Annotated in this window: 24 protein-coding genes; 15 read left to right on the top strand and 9 right to left on the bottom strand. The window is 58.3% G+C overall.

Features of this window, described 5'->3' with window-relative positions; all coding sequences use genetic code 11:
• Positions 1-83 precede the first annotated feature (83 nt).
• Positions 84-1,397 carry a hypothetical protein gene (locus GOW60_RS16850; protein WP_171230179.1) on the top strand — a complete coding sequence of 438 codons (1,314 nt, stop codon included), beginning with the start codon at positions 84-86 and terminating at the stop codon, positions 1,395-1,397.
• A gap of 218 nt (positions 1,398-1,615) precedes the next feature.
• Here the strand turns inward: GOW60_RS16850 and GOW60_RS16845 are convergent, their stop codons facing one another.
• The 4 genes from GOW60_RS16845 to GOW60_RS16830 form a co-directional block, all read right to left on the bottom strand.
• Complete coding sequence (locus GOW60_RS16845; RefSeq protein ID WP_171171577.1) at positions 1,616-1,957, bottom strand: DUF2853 family protein; 342 nt, start codon at positions 1,955-1,957, stop codon at positions 1,616-1,618.
• Between the two features lie 140 nt (positions 1,958-2,097).
• Positions 2,098-2,847, bottom strand: a complete 750-nt coding sequence (locus tag GOW60_RS16840) for an extensin family protein (RefSeq protein WP_171230178.1) — start codon at positions 2,845-2,847, stop codon at positions 2,098-2,100.
• Between the two features lie 13 nt (positions 2,848-2,860).
• Positions 2,861-4,249 carry an adenosylhomocysteinase gene (gene ahcY, locus GOW60_RS16835; protein ID WP_171230177.1) on the bottom strand — a complete coding sequence of 463 codons (1,389 nt, stop codon included), beginning with the start codon at positions 4,247-4,249 and terminating at the stop codon, positions 2,861-2,863.
• A 103-nt stretch (positions 4,250-4,352) separates the two neighbouring features.
• Positions 4,353-4,667 (bottom strand): hypothetical protein, encoded by a 315-nt coding sequence (locus GOW60_RS16830; RefSeq protein WP_171230176.1) that lies wholly within the window; start codon positions 4,665-4,667, stop codon positions 4,353-4,355.
• A 206-nt stretch (positions 4,668-4,873) separates the two neighbouring features.
• On the opposite strand from GOW60_RS16830, the gene GOW60_RS16825 reads away from it, so the two are divergent.
• Positions 4,874-5,467 (top strand): HD domain-containing protein, encoded by a 594-nt coding sequence (locus tag GOW60_RS16825; RefSeq protein WP_171230175.1) that lies wholly within the window; start codon positions 4,874-4,876, stop codon positions 5,465-5,467.
• 42 nt (positions 5,468-5,509) lie between these two features.
• Complete coding sequence (locus tag GOW60_RS16820) at positions 5,510-6,223, top strand: GDSL-type esterase/lipase family protein (protein WP_171230174.1); 714 nt, start codon at positions 5,510-5,512, stop codon at positions 6,221-6,223.
• Positions 6,224-6,301: 78 nt separating this feature from the next.
• On the opposite strand, the gene GOW60_RS16815 is transcribed toward GOW60_RS16820, so the two are convergent.
• The 3 genes from GOW60_RS16815 to GOW60_RS16805 all read right to left on the bottom strand — a co-directional run bounded on the left by GOW60_RS16815 (position 6,302) and on the right by GOW60_RS16805 (position 8,039).
• On the bottom strand, positions 6,302-6,673 hold the full coding sequence (locus GOW60_RS16815) for a VOC family protein (RefSeq protein WP_171230173.1): 372 nt from the start codon (positions 6,671-6,673) through the stop codon (positions 6,302-6,304).
• Between the two features lie 101 nt (positions 6,674-6,774).
• A complete protein-coding gene (locus GOW60_RS16810) occupies positions 6,775-7,329 on the bottom strand; it encodes an ActR/PrrA/RegA family redox response regulator transcription factor (RefSeq protein ID WP_171230172.1) in 555 nt (184 codons plus the stop codon).
• Positions 7,330-7,409: 80 nt separating this feature from the next.
• Positions 7,410-8,039: an SCO family protein gene (locus tag GOW60_RS16805; protein ID WP_171230171.1), complete on the bottom strand. Its 630-nt coding sequence runs from the start codon at positions 8,037-8,039 to the stop codon at positions 7,410-7,412.
• A gap of 90 nt (positions 8,040-8,129) precedes the next feature.
• Between GOW60_RS16805 and regB the strand changes: the two genes are divergently transcribed.
• The 10 genes from regB to GOW60_RS16755 all read left to right on the top strand — a co-directional run bounded on the left by regB (position 8,130) and on the right by GOW60_RS16755 (position 20,736).
• A complete protein-coding gene (gene regB / locus GOW60_RS16800) occupies positions 8,130-9,527 on the top strand; it encodes a sensor histidine kinase RegB (protein ID WP_171230170.1) in 1,398 nt (465 codons plus the stop codon).
• A gap of 66 nt (positions 9,528-9,593) precedes the next feature.
• A complete protein-coding gene (locus tag GOW60_RS16795; protein WP_171230169.1) occupies positions 9,594-11,102 on the top strand; it encodes a PAS-domain containing protein in 1,509 nt (502 codons plus the stop codon).
• 41 nt (positions 11,103-11,143) lie between these two features.
• Positions 11,144-11,617, top strand: coding sequence for a tRNA (adenosine(37)-N6)-threonylcarbamoyltransferase complex ATPase subunit type 1 TsaE (tsaE, locus tag GOW60_RS16790; protein ID WP_171230168.1), 474 nt, complete (start codon positions 11,144-11,146; stop codon positions 11,615-11,617).
• Positions 11,614-12,618, top strand: a complete 1,005-nt coding sequence (locus tag GOW60_RS16785; RefSeq protein WP_171230167.1) for an aminoglycoside phosphotransferase family protein — start codon at positions 11,614-11,616, stop codon at positions 12,616-12,618. The genes tsaE and GOW60_RS16785 overlap by 4 nt, the downstream gene beginning before the upstream one ends.
• Positions 12,615-13,301, top strand: a complete 687-nt coding sequence (locus tag GOW60_RS16780) for a nucleotidyltransferase family protein (protein WP_171230166.1) — start codon at positions 12,615-12,617, stop codon at positions 13,299-13,301. Before GOW60_RS16785 ends, GOW60_RS16780 begins: the two co-directional genes overlap by 4 nt.
• On the top strand, positions 13,294-16,218 hold the full coding sequence (gene addB, locus GOW60_RS16775; RefSeq protein ID WP_171230165.1) for a double-strand break repair protein AddB: 2,925 nt from the start codon (positions 13,294-13,296) through the stop codon (positions 16,216-16,218). Before GOW60_RS16780 ends, addB begins: the two co-directional genes overlap by 8 nt.
• Positions 16,215-19,571: a double-strand break repair helicase AddA gene (addA, locus tag GOW60_RS16770; protein ID WP_171230164.1), complete on the top strand. Its 3,357-nt coding sequence runs from the start codon at positions 16,215-16,217 to the stop codon at positions 19,569-19,571. Before addB ends, addA begins: the two co-directional genes overlap by 4 nt.
• An 18-nt stretch (positions 19,572-19,589) precedes the next feature.
• A complete protein-coding gene (trxA, locus tag GOW60_RS16765) occupies positions 19,590-19,952 on the top strand; it encodes a thioredoxin (RefSeq protein ID WP_367396964.1) in 363 nt (120 codons plus the stop codon).
• Between the two features lie 74 nt (positions 19,953-20,026).
• The gene (locus tag GOW60_RS16760) at positions 20,027-20,377 is read left to right on the top strand and encodes a Lin0512 family protein (RefSeq protein WP_171230163.1); all 351 of its coding nucleotides are present in this window, start codon (positions 20,027-20,029) and stop codon (positions 20,375-20,377) included.
• A complete protein-coding gene (locus tag GOW60_RS16755; protein WP_171230162.1) occupies positions 20,374-20,736 on the top strand; it encodes a Lin0512 family protein in 363 nt (120 codons plus the stop codon). Before GOW60_RS16760 ends, GOW60_RS16755 begins: the two co-directional genes overlap by 4 nt.
• A gap of 61 nt (positions 20,737-20,797) precedes the next feature.
• Here the strand turns inward: GOW60_RS16755 and GOW60_RS16750 are convergent, their stop codons facing one another.
• Positions 20,798-20,992 (bottom strand): DUF1127 domain-containing protein, encoded by a 195-nt coding sequence (locus GOW60_RS16750; RefSeq protein WP_152459629.1) that lies wholly within the window; start codon positions 20,990-20,992, stop codon positions 20,798-20,800.
• Positions 20,993-21,189: 197 nt separating this feature from the next.
• Here GOW60_RS16750 and hslV point away from each other — a divergent pair, with 197 nt between their 5' ends.
• Positions 21,190-21,747 carry an ATP-dependent protease subunit HslV gene (hslV, locus tag GOW60_RS16745; RefSeq protein ID WP_171230161.1) on the top strand — a complete coding sequence of 186 codons (558 nt, stop codon included), beginning with the start codon at positions 21,190-21,192 and terminating at the stop codon, positions 21,745-21,747.
• Here the strand turns inward: hslV and GOW60_RS16740 are convergent.
• Positions 21,739-22,980, bottom strand: a complete 1,242-nt coding sequence (locus GOW60_RS16740) for an MFS transporter (protein ID WP_171230160.1) — start codon at positions 22,978-22,980, stop codon at positions 21,739-21,741. The genes hslV and GOW60_RS16740 overlap by 9 nt on opposite strands.
• A 192-nt stretch (positions 22,981-23,172) precedes the next feature.
• Here GOW60_RS16740 and hslU point away from each other — a divergent pair, with 192 nt between their 5' ends.
• Complete coding sequence (gene hslU, locus GOW60_RS16735) at positions 23,173-24,480, top strand: ATP-dependent protease ATPase subunit HslU (protein ID WP_171230159.1); 1,308 nt, start codon at positions 23,173-23,175, stop codon at positions 24,478-24,480.
• Positions 24,481-24,506: the final 26 nt, after the last annotated feature.

Raw genomic sequence — 24,506 nt, 5'->3', positions numbered from 1 at the left:
AACATGTCGGTCGCGTTTTTCCGCGATTGAAATTGCTTGGTGGTGTTCGAGTAAAGATCGGTCTTTCTTGAAAGCAAAAACCCATGTCTGACGACGAAGGCGGCAATGGGATATTCGAAGACGCCGTTGCTGCGAAGAACTCAAAAAACTGGGAAGCGCGCCTGAAAGAGGCGCGTGAAAAGCGTGCCAGAGTGCTCAGCGGAGCGCATGGTGAAGCGCAGGAAAAACCCGCCCTGAAACCTTCCGAGACAGAGCACCTGCCCCGGCCAGACGAAACCAAAATCGAAGAGATCGTATCAGACCGGGTCCGTTCCCTGCATTTGGAAGACCCAAAAACCAGGAAAAAACCCTTGGTTAGAGCAGGAATTATTCTGGCCGCCTTGGTTTGCGGCGCGTTCCTGCAATGGGCGGTCACACATATTGCCGGAACTTGGCGCTCTACCGGTGGAACGCCCCCAGCCAGCCTGGATGCGGCGACGGAAACTCTTCCTGAAATCGAGGAGCTGCTTTCAGACAGAGCCCCCACCGTCGGAATCGCTGAGTCACCGGCCCCACGAGACACACAAGCAGCCGAGGACCCCGCCGATCCAGCATCTTCGCAGGTCGCACCCGTTTCCAACCCGGCAATCATCGAAGAGGTCGAGGATGCGATCACAGGCGCACCTCTCGACCAGAGCGTCGCGATTGAGGCGGTCGTGACCTCACCCGTTCCTGCCGAAGACATTTCGGTTGCGGATGACCAAAACAGGGTGGAACCAAGACCCCCAACCCCAGAAGCGGAACCGGCCGTGTCTGTGTCTCCGCCAGCCATATTCATTCCGCCACAGCTCGAACCCATCTTGGCCACCGCTTCTTCTGCGGATGTTCAAACCTTGTATCCAGCTTCTGCTGAACCGCCGTGGCGCCACACCAACCGGTCGAACAAAGACAGCTTTTCGCAGACATCCTTGATGGTTTTGGACCCTGTTCTGCAAGAGATCACTTTATCTGCGGCCCCGTCTTATGCAGAGGTAAAACCGCTTTCGCCCGCACAATCCCCCATTGATCTGGAAGTCTCGCTTTTTGTTCCCTTGAGAGTGTCACAAGACGCCAGCAGCCGGGCTTTGGAACTGCTTACACAGGGCCGCGCGACTGTTGTATCAACAGACCGCGTGGGTTTTCGTGTCAGAGAAACACAGGTTCGTTTCTATCATCCAAGCGACGCTGAAAACGCGGCGCTGGCGGCTGATGCTCTTGACGGAATATTGAGGGATTTCACGAATTCGGGCAGCAAGACCCGTCCGGGGCGGATAGAAGTCTACCTGGCAGGCAGCGGTGGCGCGTCATCCAGGAATTCGGACCCAAGGCCCACGGAATTCGACAATTTCATTGCGCGTATTCTTGGCGAACTCAGATAAGAAACGAGGGAAGGCTCTGACGATACAGAACCTTCCCTACCCCCGCGTGCTCCCTACTCACCACACGCGTATGGAAATATCTGGTTCTGACCGTCCTGGTCACAGGTTGAACTTAGCGCAACCACAGCCTTGGTTTCAAACGCCAAGTCGTTAAATTGAAACTCAAATAAAATACGCCCGCCAAAATCTCGGCGGGCGCTTGGTAGGTTTCGACCGGGTCAGCTGTAAACGGATTCTTTTCCGAAATGCTTGGTCAAAATATAATAGACTACGGCACGGTACTTGTTGCGCTCGGACATGCCATAGGTTTCCATGGCTTTGTTGATCCCTTCCATCAGTTCGGGGCCATCTGCCAGACCCAGCTTTTTGATCAGGAAGTTGTTCTTGACGGTTTCCAGTTCCGAATCCTGGCTGGCCGCGACAGTTGCCGCATCTGCGTCATAGATCGCCGGACCACAACCGATGGTGACCTTGGTCAGCAGGTCCATATCGGGGTCCATCCCGCATTTGGTTTTCAGGTCTTCTGCGTATTTGGCGATCAGCTCGTCGCGCTTGCCCATATCCTAGTCTCCTTGATCCGTTTACCCGGCACCTTTTACCGATGATCGAAAGACTAGCCGCGTCGCAGGCTTTTCCAAAAGGAAAAAAATTTACGATTTCTCCCCCTTGGTCGCAGCCTGCACGTTTCTTGCTGAAAAGCCTAGCGGCAATAGCCCCACCCCGGGCCTTGCAAGTGGAAATGATCCGCGTGCAAACGATTGAAATCGGGCCCAAGAACCACGCGAAACCAACCGCAGGCCTCGTGCCAGATCCGTCGAAAAAAGGCGCCTTCCGGTCCCGAGCCCTGCCAGTATGACAACAAGGTCAGCGTCCGACCGTCAACGGTATCCACACCGACGATATCTATCGAATCCGCGCGGGCATGGCTGCTCCACCCACCGTTTTCACCCTGCGCGGTGCGCATGGGGCGGCAATTGTAACTGCCGATGTGGCGCAATCGGGAAACGTCGGTCCCAAGCAGATCGCGTGCGGCGGGCTGCACGACGTGATGTTCCCACATGGTCAGGCGCAGCGCGGTGGCGCAACTGGTTTCAACATCCTCGATCCCTGATGTCACCAATTTGGTCAGACGACCCCGACCGGCGATGCCGCAGTTCTGATCGACAACCAGGTCCGCCATCGCCTCAAACCGAACACCCGCGTCTTCCAGAGCGGCCCGACACTGTGCTTCGCTGGCCAGTGCGCGGTTCAGTTGGAGCTTGGTGACGGGTGTAATCGGGGCGGTTACCTTCAGATCACGCAACGGGTTCCAGTGTGACGGTATCGGCGTTTCGGGATGCGCCAACACCCACCAGACACCACCGCCCAAAAGGATCACAACAACCGCCAGCCTGAAAAAGAAAGACGCCGCCAGGTACAAATACCGGCGGCGCCCAGATTTCTGCGTCATACCCAGACGGCGATCAGTAGCGGTAGTGTTCCGGCTTGTACGGACCTTCCGGTTTGACACCGATGTAAGCGGCCTGATCCGCATCCATCTGGGTCAGCTTCACGCCGATGCGATCCAGATGCAGGCGAGCCACTTTCTCATCCAGATGCTTGGGCAGGATGTAGACCTTGTTCTCGTACTGGTCACCCTTGGTGAACAGCTCAATCTGGGCCAGAACCTGGTTGGTGAACGAGGCCGACATCACGAAGGACGGGTGCCCGGTGGCGTTGCCCAAGTTCAGCAGACGGCCTTCGGACAGCAGGATGATGCGGTTGCCCGAAGGCATCTCGATCATGTCCACCTGTTCCTTGATGTTGGTCCATTTGTGGTTCTTCAGGCTGGCCACCTGAATTTCGTTGTCGAAGTGGCCGATGTTGCCGACGATGGCCATGTCCTTCATCTCGCGCATATGCTCGATGCGGATCACGTCCTTGTTGCCGGTGGTTGTGATGAAGATATCGGCGCTGGCGACTTCGTCTTCCAGCAGGGTGACCTCGAACCCGTCCATCGCGGCCTGCAGGGCACAGATCGGGTCAACTTCGGTCACTTTCACACGGGCACCGGCACCGCGCAGCGACGCGGCCGAGCCTTTGCCCACGTCACCATAACCACAAACCACGGCAACCTTACCGGCCATCATGGTATCAGTGGCGCGGCGGATGCCGTCGACCAGCGATTCCTTACAGCCGTATTTGTTGTCGAATTTCGACTTGGTGACAGAGTCGTTCACGTTGATCGCAGGGAACGGCAGGTGGCCGTCTTTCACCAGCTGATACAGGCGGTTCACTCCGGTGGTGGTTTCCTCGGAAACGCCCTTGATCTGGTCACGCATCTTTGTGAACCAGCCCGGGCTTGCCGCCATGCGCTTGGCGATCTGCTTCTTGATCACCTCTTCCTCTTCCGAACCCGGAACAGGGATGATGTCCTCGCCCGCTTCGGCACGGGCACCCAGCAGGATGTACAGCGTTGCGTCGCCGCCATCATCCAGGATCATGTTCGGGCCATCTTCGAACAGGAAGGATTTGTCCAGATAATCCCAGTGCTCTTCCAGTGTCTGGCCCTTGACGGCGAAGACGGGAATACCCGCTTCGGCAATCGCGGCGGCGGCGTGGTCTTGGGTCGAGAAGATGTTGCAAGACGCCCAGCGCACATCCGCGCCCAGCGCCACCAGCGTTTCGATCAGAACGCCCGTCTGGATGGTCATGTGCAACGACCCGACGATGCGCGCCCCTTTCAACGGCTTGCTGTCGCCGTATTCCGCGCGCAGGGACATCAGGCCCGGCATCTCGGTTTCGGCTATGTCCAGCTCTTTGCGGCCAAAGCCAGCCAATGAAATGTCTTTAACGATATAGTCCCCGGCCATCAGGTGCTCCATTTTCCGGTAATTCACAGTCCTGGCTGCCCCTAGCATTCCTTGGGGCAGGTGGCAACTTTGAAGACTGTGATCGGAAACGATATGGCCAATATCAGCTTGGTGTGCCTTCAATTTCGATCTTTGGTATCGCTTCAAAAAAATCGGTGCCAACGGCAACAATACAACTGATACCGTTCGCATTGGTTACCAAAACGGTATAACTTCCCGTTTCTTTCGAGGTCCAAACCTCCATCACCGCTTGCGCGCCGCGTGTTTTTTGCAGGCCGCCAAAGGCCAATTCTTCGGCATAGTTCTCCTGCAATTTGGATATGATGTGATCCCGTGCCGCACAATTCTGGGCAAAGACAGGTGGCGCGGTAGCGGCCATTCCGAAGGTCAGTGCGATTGCGAATAAACGTTTGAACATAGGGTGCTCCTTTCGATACGTGTTTCAGTTCGAGAGGGGCACACTGGGAGGAGAATGCACCCCCCTCAGTCTTCAATGTCGGGATCTTACCGCGCCGTTTCAAAGCACGAACGCTCAAGAAAATGTTGGCAGCGTGTGATCCAGACAGGTACATCATACCATAAAAACGCGAATTGAACGTGTCCAACTTCACAAGGCATGGCAGAATGGCAACACAACCCAGAGCGTGGCAAAGGATGCTGTCGGGCCGCAGGCTGGACCTGCTGGACCCGACACCGGTGGATATCGAGATTGAAGACATCGCACACGGCCTTGCCTTTGTCGCTCGTTGGAACGGTCAGACAAACGGCGATTTCGCTTATTCCGTGGCCGAACATTCCCTGCTGGTTGAAGAGATTTTTGGCCGTATTGCCCCCAAAGCACCCATGAAATGGCGTTTGGCGGCCCTGTTACATGACGCGCCCGAATATGTGATCGGCGATATGATCTCGCCCGTGAAATCCGCCGTCGGCCCAGACTATGGCGCGTTGGACGACCGGCTGGCGGCAGCAATCCACATACGGTTTGGACTACCGGCTGAGGTCCCAAAAACGGTGAAGCGCCAGATCAAGAAGGCCGACAAGATCAGCGCCTGGATGGAGGCGACACAGATTGCCGGGTTTTCCGAGGCCGAAGCCACAAAATTCTTTGGCCGCCCGGACAGGGGGATCGTGGCGGGTTTACAAATCAGGCTGCGCCCCCCGGTCGAGGTGCGGCACGCTTTTTCAGCGCGGCACGCAGAATTGATCGCTCAGATCTGAGAGACGCTGTCCAAATGCGTGAGTGGGACGGGGGGAAGAAAGATGAAAACAAAGACCGGAACCCGAGTTTTGCTTGTCGTCAACGTCCTGCTGACTGTTGGTCTTGCGGCAGCGTTGGTCGAAACCGGGTATGTCTCGAAGGCGCTCAGAAAAATCTCGGGCACACATGTCCCGGTCACGGAAACCGATCACTACAAGCTCATGGTCTGGCTGCACGAGCGGCCGACTTCTCAGGCGCTCGCCTCACCGGATATTCAGATCGCTTTCATCGGCGATTCCATTATCGAAGGGTGGTTGACCAGCAACATCCTGCCCAACTCGCTGAATCTTGGGATCAGCCGCGACACCACCCCGGGCCTGATCGCACGGGCAAAACCGGAACTGATTGTCCATGTTCCGACATGGTATCTGGGAATCGGGGTCAATGACGCTCTGACCGCCACACCGCCAGAGAAGATTGCAGAGTATGTCGCACAGTTGAAGGCCCTGTTCATGCCCGCCGACAGGTTGATCTGGCGTGCTGTGTTGCCCGTCACCGGTGCAAACTGGACCGCGGAACAAGAGGCGTTTCGAACGGCCTTCAATTCGGCTGCACAACAGGCCTGTCAGGATATGGCGAACTGCACGTTTCTGACCCCGCCGGACGGGTTCGCCGAGAACACCGCCGACTGGACATCGGACGGGCTGCATCCCAACGCAATCGGATATCGTCAGCTGGCGCGGCAGCTCTGCGCAGAAATCTCCTGCTCACCCTGAAGGTGCTGAATGGGCACGGTCAGCACCGCTGCTTGCAGACCAGTCTGAAACTTGGGCCGGGTTTGTGTTCACCCTGTTTCAGCCAAAGACGTAGAAGCACAGTTTGTTGCCATCCGGGTCACGCACATAGGCACCATAGAACCTGTCGGGGACGCGTTGACCAGGTTCGCCTTCGTCCACCGCACCCAGGCTGATTGCCTTGTCATAAAGTTCCTTGACCTCATCCTTGGAGTCGGCTGCAAAGGCGACCATGTTGCCATTTCCGGCGGCGCAGGCATCACCGTCGTAAGGCTCACACACTGCCAGCATCGGCGCGTCGGGTTTGTTGCCGATGAACGCGATCCGGCCTGCGTCTATAACCACTTTCGCGCCCTTGTCCGCGAAAAGTTTGGTATAGAAGTCCTTGGCGCGCGCCATGTCCGAAACGCCAACGGTTACATATCCGATCATAAAGTGGTCCTGTTCTGACAAAAGATTCCAGATGTGGCGAACAGTCCTCGACAGGGTCCAAGGTTACAAGTCACTAAACCGTCATCGAGCGGCCGGCCGGCCTAACGCGGGCTGCGTTTCGCCAGTATCCGCTGCAACGTCCGCCGATGCATATTCAACCGTCGCGCGGTTTCGGAAACATTCCGGTCACACAGCTCATAGACGCGCTGGATATGTTCCCAGCGCACACGGTCCGCGCTCATGGGGTTTTCCGGCGGCGGGGGCATCTCGTCACCCTTTGCAAGCAATGCGTTCGTGATGTCGGTGGCATCGGCTGGCTTTGACAGATAGTCGGTCGCGCCGATCTTGACAGCCGCGACGGCGGTCGCGATCGCACCATATCCGGTCAGAACAACAACACGGCTGTCAGGGCGTTTTTCCCGCAATACCTCGACAACGTCCAATCCGTTGCCATCCTCAAGCCGCAGATCGACGACGGCATAAGCCGGGGGCCGGGCGGTGGATATCGCGCACCCTGCCGCGACGGATCCTGCGGTCTCAACCTCGAAGCCACGCTTTTCCATGGCCTTGGCCAAACGTCTCAGAAACGGCTCGTCATCATCAACCAAAAGCAGGGATTTGTCAGGGCCGATGTCAAGCTGAGAAGTATCTGCCATATGTTAGGTCTTTCGCTATTTCATGCCTTTGGCTCGAACATGAGTAATAGCAGCGCGGGAACAAAGGTCAAACAACCTTGTTACGACGCGGCCTGTTCCAGGAAGCATTCAACCTTGTCCGCCATCTGTTCGGCCGTGTCTTCGCGCTTGAAGAATTCCAGAAATCCATCTTCGGGTGTAACCAGATAGGTAAAGGTGGAATGGTCAACCAGATAGAATTCGTCGCCTTTGTCATGCGCCTTGTAATAGGTCTTGTAGGCCTTGCTGGCCGCCTTGACCTGTTCGGGCGAGCCGGTCAGGGCGATCGTCTTGCCCCCGAGATTGAAAGCATAGTCAGCCATGACTTCGGGCGTATCGCGATCCGGGTCAATCGAGATGAACAGAGGCGTCACCGACAGCCCGCGTTCGGCCAGAATATCGACAGCGTCGGCGTTGCGGGACATGTCGAAGGGGCAAACGTCCGGGCAGAACGTGTATCCGAAGTAAACCAGCGTCGGTTCGGTAATCACATCTTTGTCCGTAACCGTCTCGCCTTTGCCGTTCACCAGTTCAAATGGTCCACCGATTGCGGCGGCACCCCCGGCGATCTGGCTGGACCGGCATTGTGCGAACTTGTCATCGGACCCGCCGCCCCGCGTCAGAATCCACATGGCCCCAAGTCCGAAAACCAGAGCAAAGGTTGCGAGAATTGCGTACAGTAGGCGGGCCATTTCGATTATCCGGTCGCAAGGGATTGTTGATCGTTCCGGCCGGGACACCTATCAAGATGACCAGCCGATGCAACAGGACATAAGCGACCGATGGCAGAATCCAATCAGACTTTTTGGCGCGGCCAGGAACGCAGCAGCTGGATTCGGCTTCGGACCCTGATCCTTTTGCGATGGGTGGCGATCATCGGCCAGCTCACCGCAATCACGGTGGCCCAGCGATATTATGACGTGCAGCTGGAACTGGGCCTGTGTTACCTGGCCATCGGAATCTCGGTCATGGGCAACCTGACCGCCATATTGCTGTTTCCGCAGAACAAGCGCCTGACCGAGTTCGAAAACTTCCTGATGGTTCTGTTCGACCTGCTGCAATTGTCAATTCTGCTCTATTTGACCGGCGGGCTGAACAACCCGTTTGCGCTGCTTCTGCTGGGCCCGGTCACGATTTCAGCCAATGTCATGAGCACTCGATCAACCCTGATTGTCGGCGCCGTCGCAATCGTTCTGACAACTGTGCTGGCGGAATTTCACCTTCCGTTGCGGACAAGTCTGGGGCTTGTTCTGGATATCCCCGATATCCTTCTGTTTGGAAACTGGGCCGCGATCATCATCGCCATCGTCTTCATCGGCGCCTATTCCCACCGCGTCAGTTCCGAGGTCCAATCCATGTCCGAGGCGCTGGCCGCCACGCATATGGCGCTGGCGCGCGAACAGAAGCTGACCGATCTGGGGGGCGTCGTTGCCGCTGCCGCGCATGAACTGGGCACGCCTCTGGCGACGATAAAACTGACCAGCGCGGAACTGATCGAAGAACTGGACGACCGCCCGGACCTGAAAGAAGACGCTGCTTTGATCCGCGAGCAGGCAGACCGTTGCCGTGACATTCTGCGCGACATGGGGCGGGCGGGCAAAGATGATCTGCATCTGCGGCAGGCACCGCTTTCGACAGTGGTGAACGAAGCGGCCGAACCACATGTCGGTCGCGGCAAAGAGGTTCATTTCTCTGAAGGCCCCGCGCAGGACGGGGATGTTCAGCAGCCCTCGATCCTGCGCAAACCCGAGATCATTCACGGTTTGCGCAACCTGATTCAGAATGCCGTGGATTTCGCCCGCGCAAATGTCTGGGTCGAGGCCGAATGGACCGATGGCAGGATCACCGTCAGCATCATGGATGACGGGCGGGGATATCCGCCCCACATGATCGGACGCATCGGCGATCCCTTTATGCGCCGAAGACGGGCAGAATCCGATCAGAGATCGCGCCCGGAATACGAAGGGATGGGCCTGGGATTGTTCATCGCCAAAACCCTGCTGGAACGCAGCGGCGCCGAACTGGAATTCGCCAATGGTTCGGACCCCTACCAGCATCTGACCGACAATCCTGAACGGCGCGGGGCAATCGTCAAGGTGACCTGGCCACGCAAACTGATTGATGCACAGAAGGGTGACACCCCGGTCCCGTCGGGATCCAACACGCGCATCCAGGTGTGAATTAAGAGACCGTTAACCAATCCCACGCATAGTCTGTGCTTGTATCGTTCAGGCTTGGGGAATTTGATGGCCGATTGGATTATTCTGGCCGCGATCAGTCCTGTTTCGTGCTGTTTCGCCGTTCTGTGGCTGTTGCCACGCCGGGCTCAGCGCGACAAGGCTTTTGGTCTGTTTTCGAACACCTCGCTGTTTGATGCCGTATTCCTGTTCGATGGCGACCAACTGATCAGCCATTCTGATTTCGCACTCGCCGGGTTTGAGCATATTGAAAACTGGCTGGACCTGCGGCGCTTGTTGCAAAGGGATTTCCCAACCTTTCCCGAAACTCCCGACAAAGTGCGCGATCAGGGCAAAATCCTGGTATCGGCCATTGACTGCACGGTTGAACGAGAAGTCGTGTGTGAGTGGATCGACGGTATCGTCCGCGTTCGACTTTGCGAATGCGCCAGGACCACCTCGGCCGGGTCGGTTACCCCAGGCGAACCGACTCGTCTGGCAATGGATCTGGCCCCTTACCCGGTATGGTTGGCGGATAACGACAATCGGGTGCAATGGTGCAATGCAGCCTATGTCGCACTTGTTCAAAAGGCACGTGATCAGGACGCCGATCTGACTGCGCCGCTTTTTGAAAGCCCGGAGGGTGCCACAAGACCGACCGGAAAAACCCGCGTGTCGGTGGATGTGGCAGATACTGATCGCAAGCTTTGGTTCGATTTGACTCGGATCGAACACGAGAACGGTCATCTATGCTATGCCGTTGACGTCAACGCGATTGTCGAGGCGGAAACCGCCCAGCGCAAATTCGTGCAGACCATGACCAAGACCTTTGCCCAATTGTCCATTGGTCTCGCCATTTTTGACCGCAATCGGCAATTGGCCCTGTTCAACCCGGCCTTGATCGACCTGACCACCTTGCCGCCCGATTTCCTCAGTTGCCGCCCCAGCCTGAGCAGTTTCTTCGACCACTTGCGGGATCAACACATGATGCCCGAACCGAAGAATTACCGCAGCTGGCGGCGTCAGATGAACGACCTTCTCGAAGCGGCTGAAGATGGAAACTATCACGAGACGTGGTCGCTTCCATCCGGGTCGGTTTATTCCGTCAGCGGCCGCCCTCACCCGGACGGCGCAGTGGCGTTTCTATTCGAGGATATCACCGCCGAAATCACCCTGACGCGGCGCTTTCGATCAGAAATGGATCTGATGCAGTCCATCCTGGACAAACTGGCGGATGCGATTGCCGTCTTTGCGGATGACGGTACGCTGGCCTTCACCAACTATGCATATCAGAAGCTGTGGGGAGACGCGCACGAGGTCGGGTTCCAAAGCGAAACGGTCACCGATGTCACGCGACGCTGGCAAGATCTCTGTATTGCGACGCCGGTTTTGGGTGAAGTGCGGGATTTTGTCGAAATGCGGGAAAACCGCGCCGAATGGACAGCCGAAATCCAGATGAGAACCGGCATTACCGTGGATTGCACCGTCACACCGGTTCATAACGGTGCGACAATCGTGCGGTTTACGCAATCCGAATTTCCCTCGAAATCCACCGCGATGGAACAGATCAGCGCCTGAACCGGGTTGCAGCCGGTCAGGCGCAAGGCCATTGTGGCGGCATGACACAGACCGCCCGATCTCTGACTTTCAAATCGCCCGAAGACACCGCAGTTTTCGCACGGCAATTGGGAACATCTCTGCGCCCGGGCGATGTCGTTCTGCTGGAGGGCCCGATCGGCAGCGGCAAGACGCATTTCGCGCGCAACCTCATTCAGTCATTGATGGCTGAGCCCGAAGATGTGCCCTCGCCAACTTTCACTTTGGTCCAGGCTTACGACACACCATCAGGGGAAATATGGCATTGCGACCTGTATCGTCTGAGCGCGGCCGAAGAAGTTGACGAACTGGGCCTGACGGACGCTTTCGACACGGCAATCTGCCTTGTGGAATGGCCGGACAAGCTGGGCCCGTTGGCGCCCCAAGGCGCGTTGACATTGACCTTTGAAACAGACCCTAACAATATCGATTTCCGCCGTGTGACCCTGTCTTGGACTGCTCCGAAATGGGCGGAAAAACTGGAGAGAACCGCATGACCAACAGGACGGTCCTGGCCGAGGCCCTGATTGCGCAAACACCCTGGGCCGGGGCAACACGTACGCCACTGGCAGGCGATGCCTCGAACCGGCGATACGAACGGCTGATTGATCCCATCAACGGGCGCACTGCGGTTTTGATGGACGCGCCACCTGAAAAAAGCGACGATGTTGAACCCTTCGTGCGGGTTGCCGAATACCTCCGATCGGTTGGTCTGAGCGCGCCGGAAATCTATGCCGAAGATACCCAGTACGGTTTTCTGTTGCTGGAAGATCTGGGTGATGATCTTTTTGCGCGCGTCCTGAAAAAAGACCCGGGCAAAGAGCGTGAATTGTACCGGGCCGCCACCGACGTGCTGCTCCACCTGCATCAGGCGCCTTCTCTTGCCTTGCCGTCTTATGATCCGTCCCTGATGACGGAACTGGCTTCATTGGCTTTCACAAAGTATGCGGCCGGTATCCTGGGAACATGTGATGAAGACGCTATGTCCCGGTTCGAACACCGGTTCGCGGATATCCTGCATCGTGAAACATCCGGTTCGAAAGTCGTCATTCTCAGGGATTATCACGCGGAAAACCTGTTGTGGCTGCCGCAGCGCGAAGGCGTGAAGCGCGTCGGGTTGCTGGACTTTCAGTTGGCCATGCTGGGGCACCCGGCCTACGATCTGGTGTCTCTGCTACAGGATGTACGCCGAGATGTCTCGGCCGGGATCGAAATGCAGATGATCAACCACTACATCTCTGCGTCAGGTATGGACGACCATGATTTCCGCACGGCCTACAGTGTTTTGGGGGCCCAGAGAAACCTGCGTATCCTTGGCGTCTTCGCACGTCTGGCGACGGAATATGGCAAGCCTCACTATGTGGACATGATCCCGGCCGTCTGGGCACATCTGATGCGCGATCTGGATCACCCTGCCCTGGTTTCGGTGGCGTCCCTGCTGCACGAAGCTTTGCCCAGACCCACACCGGAAAACCTGGCCAAGTTGAGAACGCAATGACCGGATCGCCATTTGCCGCAATGCTGTTCGCAGCCGGGTTCGGCACCCGCATGGGCGCGCTGACCAAAAACCGGCCCAAGCCATTGATCGAAGTGGCGGGGCGACCACTGATTGATCATGCGCTGGACCTTGTCGAAGATCTTGATCCCGTCCGTACCGTTGCCAACCTGCATTATCACGCTGATCAGCTCGCGGCGCATCTCGGCCCCAAAGGCGTTCTGCTGTCTCGGGAAGACCCTGATATCCTGGAAACAGGTGGCGGATTGCGGGCAGCTTTGCCAATGCTGGGCACCGACCCCGTATTCACGTTGAACACGGACGCGATCTGGTCCGGGCCAAACCCTTTGACCCTGTTGCAGCAAGCCTGGGACCCCGGTCGTATGGATGCGTTGCTGATGTGTGTTCCAGTTGCGCGAACCGTTGGTCATATTGGATCGGGTGATTTCACCGCTGGAAAAGATGGACGGATCACGCGCGGTCCTGGTCTGGTTTACGGCGGGGCCCAGATCCTCAAGGCCCAGGGTTTGCATTCGTTCTCGCAAACAGCGTTTTCACTCAACCTGCTCTGGAATCAGATGCTTGATCAGGGTCGGCTTTTTGCGGTCGAATACCCGGGACGCTGGTGCGATGTGGGTCGTCCGGAAGGCATCGCGCTGGCCGAGGGTTTGCTGGCTGATGTTTGAATCCGGCACCCTGCCCCGTGTATTTGCCGTGCCTCCCGGTACGGATTTCCCCAAGGCATTGGTCGATGGCCTGCGGCAGCGGTGTTCGGGCCCACCCGAAGCTTTGGCGCGGGTAGAGTTGATCCTGAACACACGACGCATGGAACGGCGCGTCCGCGATCTGTTCAATCAGGGGCCACCTTGCCTTCTGCCCCGTCTCTCGTTGGTGACGGACTTGGGTGAAAGGGTTGATCTGGCGCGGATCCCGCCTGCTATCCCGCCTCTGCGGCGGCGTCTTGAGTTGACTCAGCTTGTGTCCAAACTGCTGGAACAACAGCCGGACCTTGCCGCCCGGTCATCGATCTTTGACCTGTCCGACAGTCTGGCCGCGCTGATTGACGAAATGCAGGGCGAAGGCGTGTCACCCGAAGCGATCCGGCAGCTGGACGTCAGCGACATGTCCGGACACTGGTCGCGGGCACAAGCTTTTATCGGCATCGCGGATCAATTCATCGACACCGGCGGGCAGACGATGGATGCACAGGCCCGCCAGCGCCGCGTGGTCGAAAACCTGATCGCGCGATGGCAGATTGCCCCCCCGCAACACCCGGTCATTCTGGCGGGCTCTACCGGGTCCCGTGGCACCACCCTGATGTTGATGGAAGCCATCGCGCGCCTGCCGCAAGGGGCATTGGTGCTGCCCGGGTTTGATTTCGACCAGCCGGACCACGTTTGGCAGGGGTTGGATGATGCGTTGACGTCTGAAGATCACCCACAATACCGTTTCCGCAAGTTGATGCGCGCGCTGGAACTTGCGCCGGATCAGATCACCCCATGGACGGATTTATCGGCCCCCTCACCCTCGCGTAACCGCTTGATATCCCTGACATTACGTCCAGCGCCCGTCACTGACGCCTGGATGACCGAAGGCCCCAGACTGTCCGATATAAAAGGCGCAACCGACGGTCTGACGCTGGTCGAGGCTCAATCGCCTCGCGCCGAGGCATTGGCCATCGCCCTGCGCCTGCGGCAGGCGGCGGAAACAGGACAGACCGCCGCTCTGATCACGCCGGATCGCATGTTGACCCGCCAGGTCAGCGCCGCGCTGGATCGGTGGAACATCGTGCCGGACGACAGTGCGGGCCTGCCGCTGCAACTTTCCCCGCCGGGACGTTTTCTGCGCCATGTGGCCAACCTGTTCACACGCCGTCTGGAAGGCGAGGCGCTGCTGACCCTTTTGAAGCACCCGCTATGTCATGATGGCGGTGACCGCGGAATTCATTTGCTGCACACGCGTGACCTGGAACTTGACCTGCGCCGTCACGGCCCGCCCTTTCCTGACAACGCCAGCCTCACGGCTTTTGCGGTGCGCAAAGAGGCCCAGGAAAGCTGGGTGAAATGGGTCGTGCAGCATTTCTGCGATCAGCAGATCACCAGTGAACTGCACCTCGCAGACTGGGTGGAGCGTTTGATGACACTGGCCGAGGCGATCTCGGCCGGTAGCACGGGTGAAACGGGTACTCTGTGGGACAAAAATGCAGGCCAAAAGGCGCTGGAGGTGCTTAATTCTCTCAGCGCAGAGGCGCAGCATGGCGGCCTGATGACGGCCCATGACTTTGCCGATCTGCTGGGCGCTCTGCTTGCGGGCGAAGAGGTTCGTGACCGGGATGCGCCGCATCCGCATATCATGATCTGGGGCACGCTCGAGGCACGGGTGCAGGGCGCCGACCTGCTGATCCTTGGCGGGTTGAATGAAGGAAGTTGGCCAGAGGCGCCAACGCCCGATCCCTGGTTGAACCGGCAGATGCGTGACAAAGCCGGCTTGTTGCTGCCCGAACGCCGAATCGGCCTGTCTGCGCATGACTTCCAGCAGGCCATCGGCGCACCCGAAGTGTGGTTGACCCGCGCGACCCGCTCGGATGATGCCGAGACGGTACCGTCGCGCTGGCTGAACCGACTGACCAACCTGTTGCAGGGTTTGCCGGGTCAGGGTGGCCCCGAAGCTCTGGCCAAAATGCGCGCTCAGGGCGAAAAATGGTTGAACTGGTCCGAGGCACTGGAAGATGCGCCGCGGATCGACCCCGCACCGCGTCCTTCTCCGCGCCCACCGGCCGCCGCGCGTCCGCGCCGTCTGTCTGTGACCGAGATAAAGAGGCTGATCCGCGATCCATACGCGATTTACGCCAAACATGTGCTTCGGCTGAAACCGCTAGATCCGCTTGTACAGGCCCCCGATGCCTTGCTGAGAGGAATTGTGATTCACGAAATCCTCGAGCATTTCATCAAGGACAGCGTCCTCGACAGCGCTTTGCTGGCGCGGGGCAATTTCCTGAAACGGGCGCATGCTCTGTTGGATCAACACGTCGCCTGGCCGACGGCCCGCAAACTGTGGCTGGCCCGGCTTGAGCGGATCGCGGATGATTTCCTTGGGGCAGAGCTCGCGCGCCGGAAGGATGGTGGCCCCGTGGCATTTGAGGCGGCGATGAAACTGGCGCTGCGCCCCCTGGATTTCACCATTGTCGGGCGCGCGGACAGAATCGATTGCAACAGCCGGGGCGCGTTGCGCATCATCGACTATAAAACCGGCGCACCACCGACGGAAAGCCAGCAATCCAAATTTGACAAACAGTTGCTGATCGAGGCGGCCATGGCCGAGCAGGGCGGGATTGAGGGTCTTGACCCGACAAGCGTGGCCGAAGCCATCTTCATCGGTATGGGTGGCAGCTATAAGGAGGTTGCGGCGCCTTTGGACAAAGAACCGACCGACAAGGTTCTTGCCGAGCTGAAAGAGTTGATATCCGCATATTTAGAGCCTGATCAGGGGTTTTCGTCCCGTCGCATGCTGCACAAGGATACGGATATGGGTGATTATGATCACCTGGCGCGGTTCGGCGAATGGGACCGGACAGCGGAAACCTACCCCGAGGATCTGACATGAGCCCGCGCAACGACGCAACCGAACGGCAGGTACAGGCCGCGCGCCCCGATGCCTCGACCTGGCTGGCGGCCAATGCCGGGTCCGGCAAAACCCGGGTTCTGACCGACCGTGTGGCGCGCCTGCTGCTGGGCGGGGTCCAGCCTCAGCACATTCTGTGCCTGACCTACACCAAGGCCGCCGCCAGCGAGATGCAGAACAGGCTGTTCAAGCGCCTTGGCGAATGGGCCATGCTGGATGATACCCCCTTGTTGCAGGAGCTGACCGACCTGGGTGTACCCGGCGAAATCGGCTTGGACCGGTTGGCGCAAGCACGCACCCTGTTTGCCCGCGCCATCGAAACGCCGGGCGGTCTGAAAATCCAGACCATCCACTCGTTCTGCGCGTCATTGTTGCGACGCTTTCCGCTGGAGGCTGGCGTCAGCCCGCAGTTCACCGAAATGGAAGACCGCGCAGCAGCCTTGTTGCGAGAGGAAATTGTCGAAGATTTCGCCGCAGGCCCGCAGGCCGGGTTGATTGAAGATGTAGCACGGTTCGTGACCGATACGGGGTTTGAGAAACTGACCGCTGCGATCACGCAAAAACGCAGTCTTTTTGCGCAGCCGCTCGAATGGTCCGATCTGCTGAAACGCTTCGATCTGCCCGCCGGCTTTGACGAAACAGCGCTGCTTGCGCGGGTTTTTCTTGGTGGCGAAGTCGAACTCATCCAGTCCATAGTGCCCGCTTTGACCGAAAGCGGAGGCAACAATGCCAAGGCTGCCGCAAAACTGGCCGCGTTCAACGAAGCCAGATTGAAACATCTACCCATGTTGGAAAGCGTGTTTCTGACCGGGAAGGGCGCAAAGGAACCCTTCACGGCCAAACTCAACGCTTTTCCCACCAAACCCCTGCGCGAAGGTGCGCTGGCCGACCGGATGCCGCAGATCGAGGCCTTCATGCAGCGGATCGAAACCGCGCGTGAACAACGTCTGGCGCTGGTCGCGGCGCAGAAAACCGCGGTTCTGCACCGCTTTGCCGCAGCCTTCCTGCCGGAATATGAACGGCGCAAGCAGTTGCGCGGCTGGCTGGATTTCGACGACCTGATCCTGCGCGCACGGCAGGTGTTGAACGATCCGGCAGTGGCTGAATGGGTGCTGTACCGACTGGACGGGGGCATCGATCACATTCTTGTGGACGAAGCGCAGGACACCAGCCCTGATCAATGGGACGTGATCGAGAAACTGGCACAGGAATTCACCAGCGGGGAAGGGGCCCGATCCGGGGTCGAGCGCACGATCTTCGTCGTCGGCGACAAGAAACAATCGATCTATTCCTTTCAGGGCGCCGATCCACAAGCCTTTGACAGAATGCAGGAAGAGTTTGGCCGAAAATTGGCTCAATCAGACTCTAAACTGTGGGATTCGACGTTGGAATACTCGTTCCGATCCTCCAGCGCGATCCTGACTCTGGTCGATATCCTGTTTGAAAACCGCTCTGGTGCGGGGTTTCACAAGGACAGTCAGCACCGTGCTTTCAAGGCCGATCTGCCGGGTCGTGTTGACCTTTGGCCCGTCGTCGAAAAAGTGGCAGATGCCGAAGACGGGGATTGGACCGACCCGGTCGATCGTCCCGGCGCACGGCATCACACCGTCATTCTGGCCGAGAAAGTCGCACAGTCGATCAAAGACATGATCGAACGGGGCGAGACGATCCCGGAAGATGGCAAATCCGGCCAATCCGTTCGTCGAAAAGTGCAGCCGGGGGATTTTCTGATCCTCGTGCAACGCCGCTCGGACCTGTTTGCCGAGATCATCCGTGCCTGCAAGGCGCTGCACCTGCCCATCGCCGGAGCAGATCGGCTGAAAGTGGGCGCTGAACTGGCGGTCAAGGATCTTGCGGCCTTGCTCGGCTTTCTGGCCACGCCCGAAGACAGCCTGTCCCTGGCGACGGTTCTCAAATCCCCCTTGTTCGGTTGGTCCGAACAGCAGCTTTTCGATCTGGCGCACCGTCGGAAGGAACAGTTCCTTTGGGCCGCACTGCGCAACCGCGCGGAAGAGTTTCCGGAAACCCTGTCGGTACTGAACGATCTGCGCAGCCAGATCGACTTTCTGCGCCCCTATGATCTGATCGAACGTATCCTGACCCGCCATGACGGACGGCGCAAGCTGTTGGGGCGGTTGGGGGCGGAAGCCGAAGACGGCATCAACGCGCTGTTGTCCCAGGCCCTGGCCTATGAGCGAACGGATATCCCCAGCCTGACGGGATTTTTGGTCTGGATGCAGACGGACGATCTTGAAATCAAACGACAGATGAGCGGCGTCGGCAACAGGATCCGGGTGATGACCGTTCATGGCTCAAAAGGGTTGGAGGCGCCGATCGTCATCCTGCCGGATACCGGCAAACGCCAGCCCCCGCGTGACGCCGAGATCATGCTGGCCGGCGGAACACCCTTGTGGAAAGTGTCGGCGGACGCGTCACCAAACCTGATCTCGCAGGCGCGGGAAGAGGCGCGCAACCGTGAGGAAAACGAACGGCTTCGGTTGCTGTATGTGGCTCTGACACGGGCGGAAAAGTGGTTAATCGTGGCGGCGGCAGGTGATTTGGGGAAAGACGGCAACAGCTGGTATCAGATGGTCGAGGCGGCGATGGATCGTGTCGGGGCCGCGCAGGTGCCGGGTACCGATATCCGCCGCCTGTCCCACGGGGATTGGGGCGCGCTGCCCTTGATCGATCAACCGAACACTGTCGTTCAGCAGGTCGAATTGCCGGATATGTTCCAAAATCCGGCACCGGATCCGGTTGCGCCTGCAAGCACGCTCAGCCCTTCGGATCTGGGTGGCCCTAAGGCGTTGCCCGGCGATTCCGGCCTGGATGAAGATGCGGCCAAACTGCGCGGAACCCGCCTGCACCTGTTGCTGGAACACCTTCCCGCGGCCAAGAAAGACCTTTGGCCAGAGCTTTGCGCCCGGTTGCTGCCCGATATGCACGAAACGGACCGGCACGAGATTTTGAGCGAAGCCATAACTGTGCTGACAGCGGAAGGATTGCAGCCGGTCTTTGCACCTGACACGCTGGCCGAGGTGCCCATTACTGCCGCTCTGAACGGGCAGCGGATGCATGGGGTTGTCGATCGTCTGATCCTGTCGGCAACGGAAGTGCATGTGATTGATTTCAAATCAAATGCCACTGTTCCAAACCGCGCGGAAGACTGCCCCGAAGGCCTGCTGCGACAGATGGGGGCATACGCGCAGGCGCTGGCGCAGATCTATCCGGATCGCAGCATTCGTACCGCCATTCTGTGGACCCGCACGGCGCGGCTGATGTGGTTGCCACACGATCTTGTGACAGATGCTTTGGCCCGCACCCGGATATCTTGACCTTACCCGAAGTGGCACATACGTTCTGTTCCCAAGTTTACCCCATTCAGGAGACAGAATATGTCGACCGTAGCCGTTACCGACGACACCTTTGACGCCGAAGTCAAGAATTCGACCGTTCCCGTGGTCGTGGATTTCTGGGCCGAATGGTGCGGCCCCTGCAAGCAAATCGGCCCTGCGCTGGAAGAGCTGGCGGCCGAGTATGGCGACAAAGTCAAAATCGCCAAGGTCGATGTGGACAGCAACCCGAACTCAGCCGCCGCCATGGGTGTACGTGGCATCCCCGCGCTGTTCATCTTCAAGGACGGTCAGGTCGTTTCCAACCGCGCGGGCGCGGCGCCCAAAGCCGCCCTGCAAAGCTGGATCGACGAATCCATCTGATCTGGTCCTAACAGATTATCTCGAAGGCGCCTCAGATCGGGGCGCCTTTTCTATTGAAGACATCGGAGACACCAATGGCAAAAACGCGGGTCCTTGTGGAATTCGGGATGGGCACATCCCTGCGCCGGATGGATTATACCCAGGCGTCACTGCGGGCGATCAAGGATGCGCTTTGGCACAACTCGGTCAACATGGCGGAACTGTTCGGGTTTCCGAAAGAGGCGATGATCATTGATGCCGAAATAGGGGTTCAGCAGCCGGATCAGGTGGACACCGAAGCGTTGAAGGCTGTCTTTCCCTATGGTCATCCCAACATTACTGTCACCAAAGGCGGGCTGGACATCGCAAAGCCCCACAGTGACGGGCACACGGTCATTGCCAACGCCGCCCTGATCGTTTCCTTCGACATGGAGGCCGCGCAATGAGCGAAAAACGCATCATTCTGGAGATGGGAACAGGTAACGATCTGTACGGCCAAGACTATACCAAGGCAGCCCGCCGCGCGGTGCAGGATGCTTTGCACCATTCATCCATCACGTTGTTTTCAAAGCTGGGGATCGACCATTCCGAAATGCGCGTCAGCGTCACGATCGGCGTGCAGGATCCTGAACAGGTGGATTGCGATCTGGTTGCCTCGGATCTGCCGCGGGGCAGGGCCGAGGTTCGCGCAGTCAAAGGTGGGCTTGACGTTGTCGACGAAGAAGCGGGAACGCGGCACGTGGTTGCAACTGCGGCGATCGAGGCGTTTCTGCCTGATCTTTCTGAAAAATACGTTCAGGGCTGAAAAAAGAAAAAGCCGCTCGGAAATCCGTGCGGCTGTCTCGAGTTGCTGATCTGCGGGAACATCAGAGATCGGCGATGTCTGCGCGGCTCAGGCCGATATCGTCAAGCTGGGCGTCGCTGAGTTCCGACAGGAGTTTGCGGGTTTTGCGGGATTCTTTCCATTCGACAACGGTGTTGACGACATTGGTGAACGCGTCCACTACGTGCAGGATGGTAGCTGCTCCGAGCGGCGCATGAATGTTAGCTGTGGTTGCCATGTGCGCGGTCCTTTGTGAAGAAACAGCCGACCCGTTGTCGGTTGTAAGCCTCATGTAGTCCTGCATGCCCGGACTCACAATTGCTGGTCTGGTAACCCCGGAATGCGTTTTTTGCATATCTTTTAGGCAATTGAAGAACGGGTTGCGCCAACCTGCGACCCAGCCCATATATACCGCCAGCGAAAACGGAGACGATCATGGCAGACAACGACTTTCCCGGTTGGCACGGCACGACGATCATTGGCGTCAAGAAGGACGGTCAGATCGTCATAGCCGGTGATGGGCAGGTCAGCCTGGGTCAAACCGTGATCAAGGGCACGGCCCGCAAGGTGCGTCGCCTGTCCCCCGGAGGGTCCGAAGTTGTCGCCGGCTTTGCCGGGTCGACGGCAGACGCCTTCACCTTGCTGGAACGGCTGGAGGCCAAGCTCGAGGCGACACCGGGCCAACTTGCCCGTGCTTCTGTGGAATTGGCCAAAGACTGGCGTACCGACAAATACCTGCAAAAGCTCGAAGCGATGCTGATCGTCACGGACGGCAAGGACATGTTCGTGATCACCGGGGCGGGTGACGTGCTGGAACCTGAACACAACGTGGCTGCCATCGGATCCGGGGGCAATTTTGCCCTGGCCGCTGCCCGCGCGATGATGGACAGTGACAAGTCGGCGGAGGAGGTCGCGCGTCAGGCAATGTCCATCGCGGCCGATATCTGTGTCTATACCAATGGCAATCTGACGGTTGAGACGATCTCAGGCTAACAGCGCCACGATCTCCTTGCCTTTCCAGCGGCGATGCATGCCGATCAGGCCAATGATCGCTGCGATGACCACGATGTAGTAGGGCACGCGGATATCGATGCTCATCAATCCGCCCCCGATCAGCGACATGATCCCGCCCGCAAGGCAGAACACGGCAGTGGTCACACCCATGACCCAGCCCTGATCCGCTTCGCTGACGCTGGAAGAGAACAGCCCAAGCATGGTGGGGTAGGCGATTCCGAACAGGAAATAGAAGAAAAAGACCGGCACATAACTGAACACGCCGCTTGGGCTGAAGGCGAACGCGAAGCCGCAAATCACCATGACGATGAGTGACGTGTGGATTATCGCATGTTTGCTGAACTTCTCCTGCGCGGGTTTCACCAGGAACGTGCTGGAGAAGGCCAGCGCCACACCGATGACGACCATCGCCATGCTGCCACCGATAACTCCGTATCCGAAGGCGCTGGTCAGGAAGTTGTCGACAAAGACGTAGAAGGTGACATTGGCGATCATGAAGAACGAATAGACCGGCAGGATCTTCAACACCATCGGATGACCACGCACCGCCATCAGGCTGTCTGTTATGTCACGGGGACGGAAGACAAAAGGCGCGCGATCCGTTCGGGTATCCTGGAAGAAAAACAGGACCAGAAAGATTGCAATCAGCACAAGGACAAATGCGCCGTAAAAAGGCGTTCTCAGCGTGGCGAAACCGCCCAGCAGGGCGGCGTCAGACAAGACCGCGCCGATGATCGGCCCGCCCACAAGGCCAAAGCTGACGCCCGTCACGATATAGCCCATGTTCCGGTCCCGGTCTGTCGCGTCGGTGCTGCCGTCGATCATCGCCGCTTGCGCAATGGGTTGGTTGCCCGCAGTAAATCCGGTGATCGAACGCCCGACGATCAGCAGAAAAAGGCTGTTGAGATAAAGCGCGGCAATGGTCAGGGCATAGCCGGCCAGAGCACCGCTCAGGCACACCAGCAAAGCGTTCTTGCGCCCGATCGAATCCGATACTTTCGAGACATAGACAACGCCCAGAAACCACGACAGGAAAAAGCACCCGATCACGAGGCCGTAATAGAAATGCCTGCGCCCCTGGGGCGTGTTTTCGGGCAGAAACCCGGATTTCGTTTCCATGATCAGCGAGTTGATGATGGGAAAGACCAGCCCCTGTCCGATCAGATCCACAAACACCACAAACAGAAGGGTAATCTTGGCAATATTTGTCATGTCATACGCTCCTGACCCTCAAACCCTTGAAATCACTGTAGCAGAGGGTTCGCGCATTCCCCAAGCAAAGCATTTGCAAACCTGAGCCGGCATTGCTAACCAACGCGGCCATGAATACAGGCTTGGTTGTTTTCGCCCGTGCGGTGATTACCTAAGCCGCATGACACAAATGCCGACCGAAAGGACTGCCCTTTGACCGACCTGACCCCGCGCGAGATTGTCTCGGAACTGGATCGCTTCATCATCGGGCAGAAGGACGCCAAGCGCGCCGTGGCCGTCGCCCTGCGCAATCGCTGGCGTCGCAAGCAATTGCCGGACGACATCCGCGAGGAAGTCTATCCCAAGAACATCCTGATGATCGGCCCCACCGGCGTCGGCAAGACCGAAATCAGCCGCCGTCTGGCCAAACTGGCCCGCGCGCCGTTTATCAAGGTCGAGGCCACCAAATTCACCGAAGTCGGATATGTCGGTCGTGATGTGGAACAGATCGTGCGCGATCTGGCTGATGCGGCCATCCTGCAAACCCGCGAGTTCATGCGCGAAGACGTCAAGGCCAAAGCCCATCAGGCCGCCGAAGACCGGGTGATCGAAGCCATTGCTGGCGCGGATGCGCGCGAAGGCACGCGCGAGATGTTCCGCAAAAAGCTGAAAGCCGGCGAACTGGACGACACGGTGATCGAGCTGGAACTGTCCGACACCTCGAACCCGATGCCGATGTTCGACATTCCGGGGCAGCCGGGCGGTCAGATGGGCATGATGAATCTGGGCGACATCTTCGGCAAGGCCTTTGGCGGACGGACCGTCAAGAAACGCATGACCGTCGCCGAAAGCTATGATGCGCTGATCGGGGAAGAGGCCGACAAGCTGCTGGATGACGAAACCGTCACCCGCACCGCGCTGGACTCCGTCGAACAGAACGGCATCGTATTTCTGGATGAGATCGACAAGGTCTGCGCCCGTTCCGACGCACGCGGCGGCGATGTCAGCCGGGAAGGGGTGCAACGCGACCTTCTGCCCTTGATCGAGGGAACCACAGTCAGCACCAAGCACGGTCCGGTCAAAACGGACCATATCCTGTTCATCGCCTCAGGTGCGTTTCATATCACCAAACCGTCGGATCTGTTGCCGGAATTGCAAGGGCGCCTGCCGATCCGAGTCGAACTGCGCGCCCTGACCGAAGAAGACTTCGTGCGCATCCTGACCGAAACCGACAATGCCCTGACCTTGCAATACACGGCGTTGATGGGCACCGAAGACGTGACCGTCAGCTTTACCGAGGACGGCATCGCGGCATTGGCGAAGATTGCGGCTGACGTGAACCAGAGCATCGAAAACATCGGCGCGCGGCGGCTCTATACCGTCATGGAGCGGGTTTTCGAAGAACTGTCCTTCGCTGCACCGGACAAAGCCGGTTCGGAGATCACCGTTGATGCACAGTTCGTCAGCGACAATCTTGGTGAATTGACCAAGTCCTCTGATCTGAGCCGTTACGTTTTGTAACATGGCCAGCCGGTTTTTGCCGTTGT

It is taken from the genome of Ruegeria sp. HKCCA4008 (assembly GCF_013033125.1).
In the GTDB taxonomy this organism is placed as follows: Bacteria; Pseudomonadota; Alphaproteobacteria; order Rhodobacterales; family Rhodobacteraceae; genus Ruegeria.
This window is presented reverse-complemented; position numbering and strand designations above follow the sequence as displayed.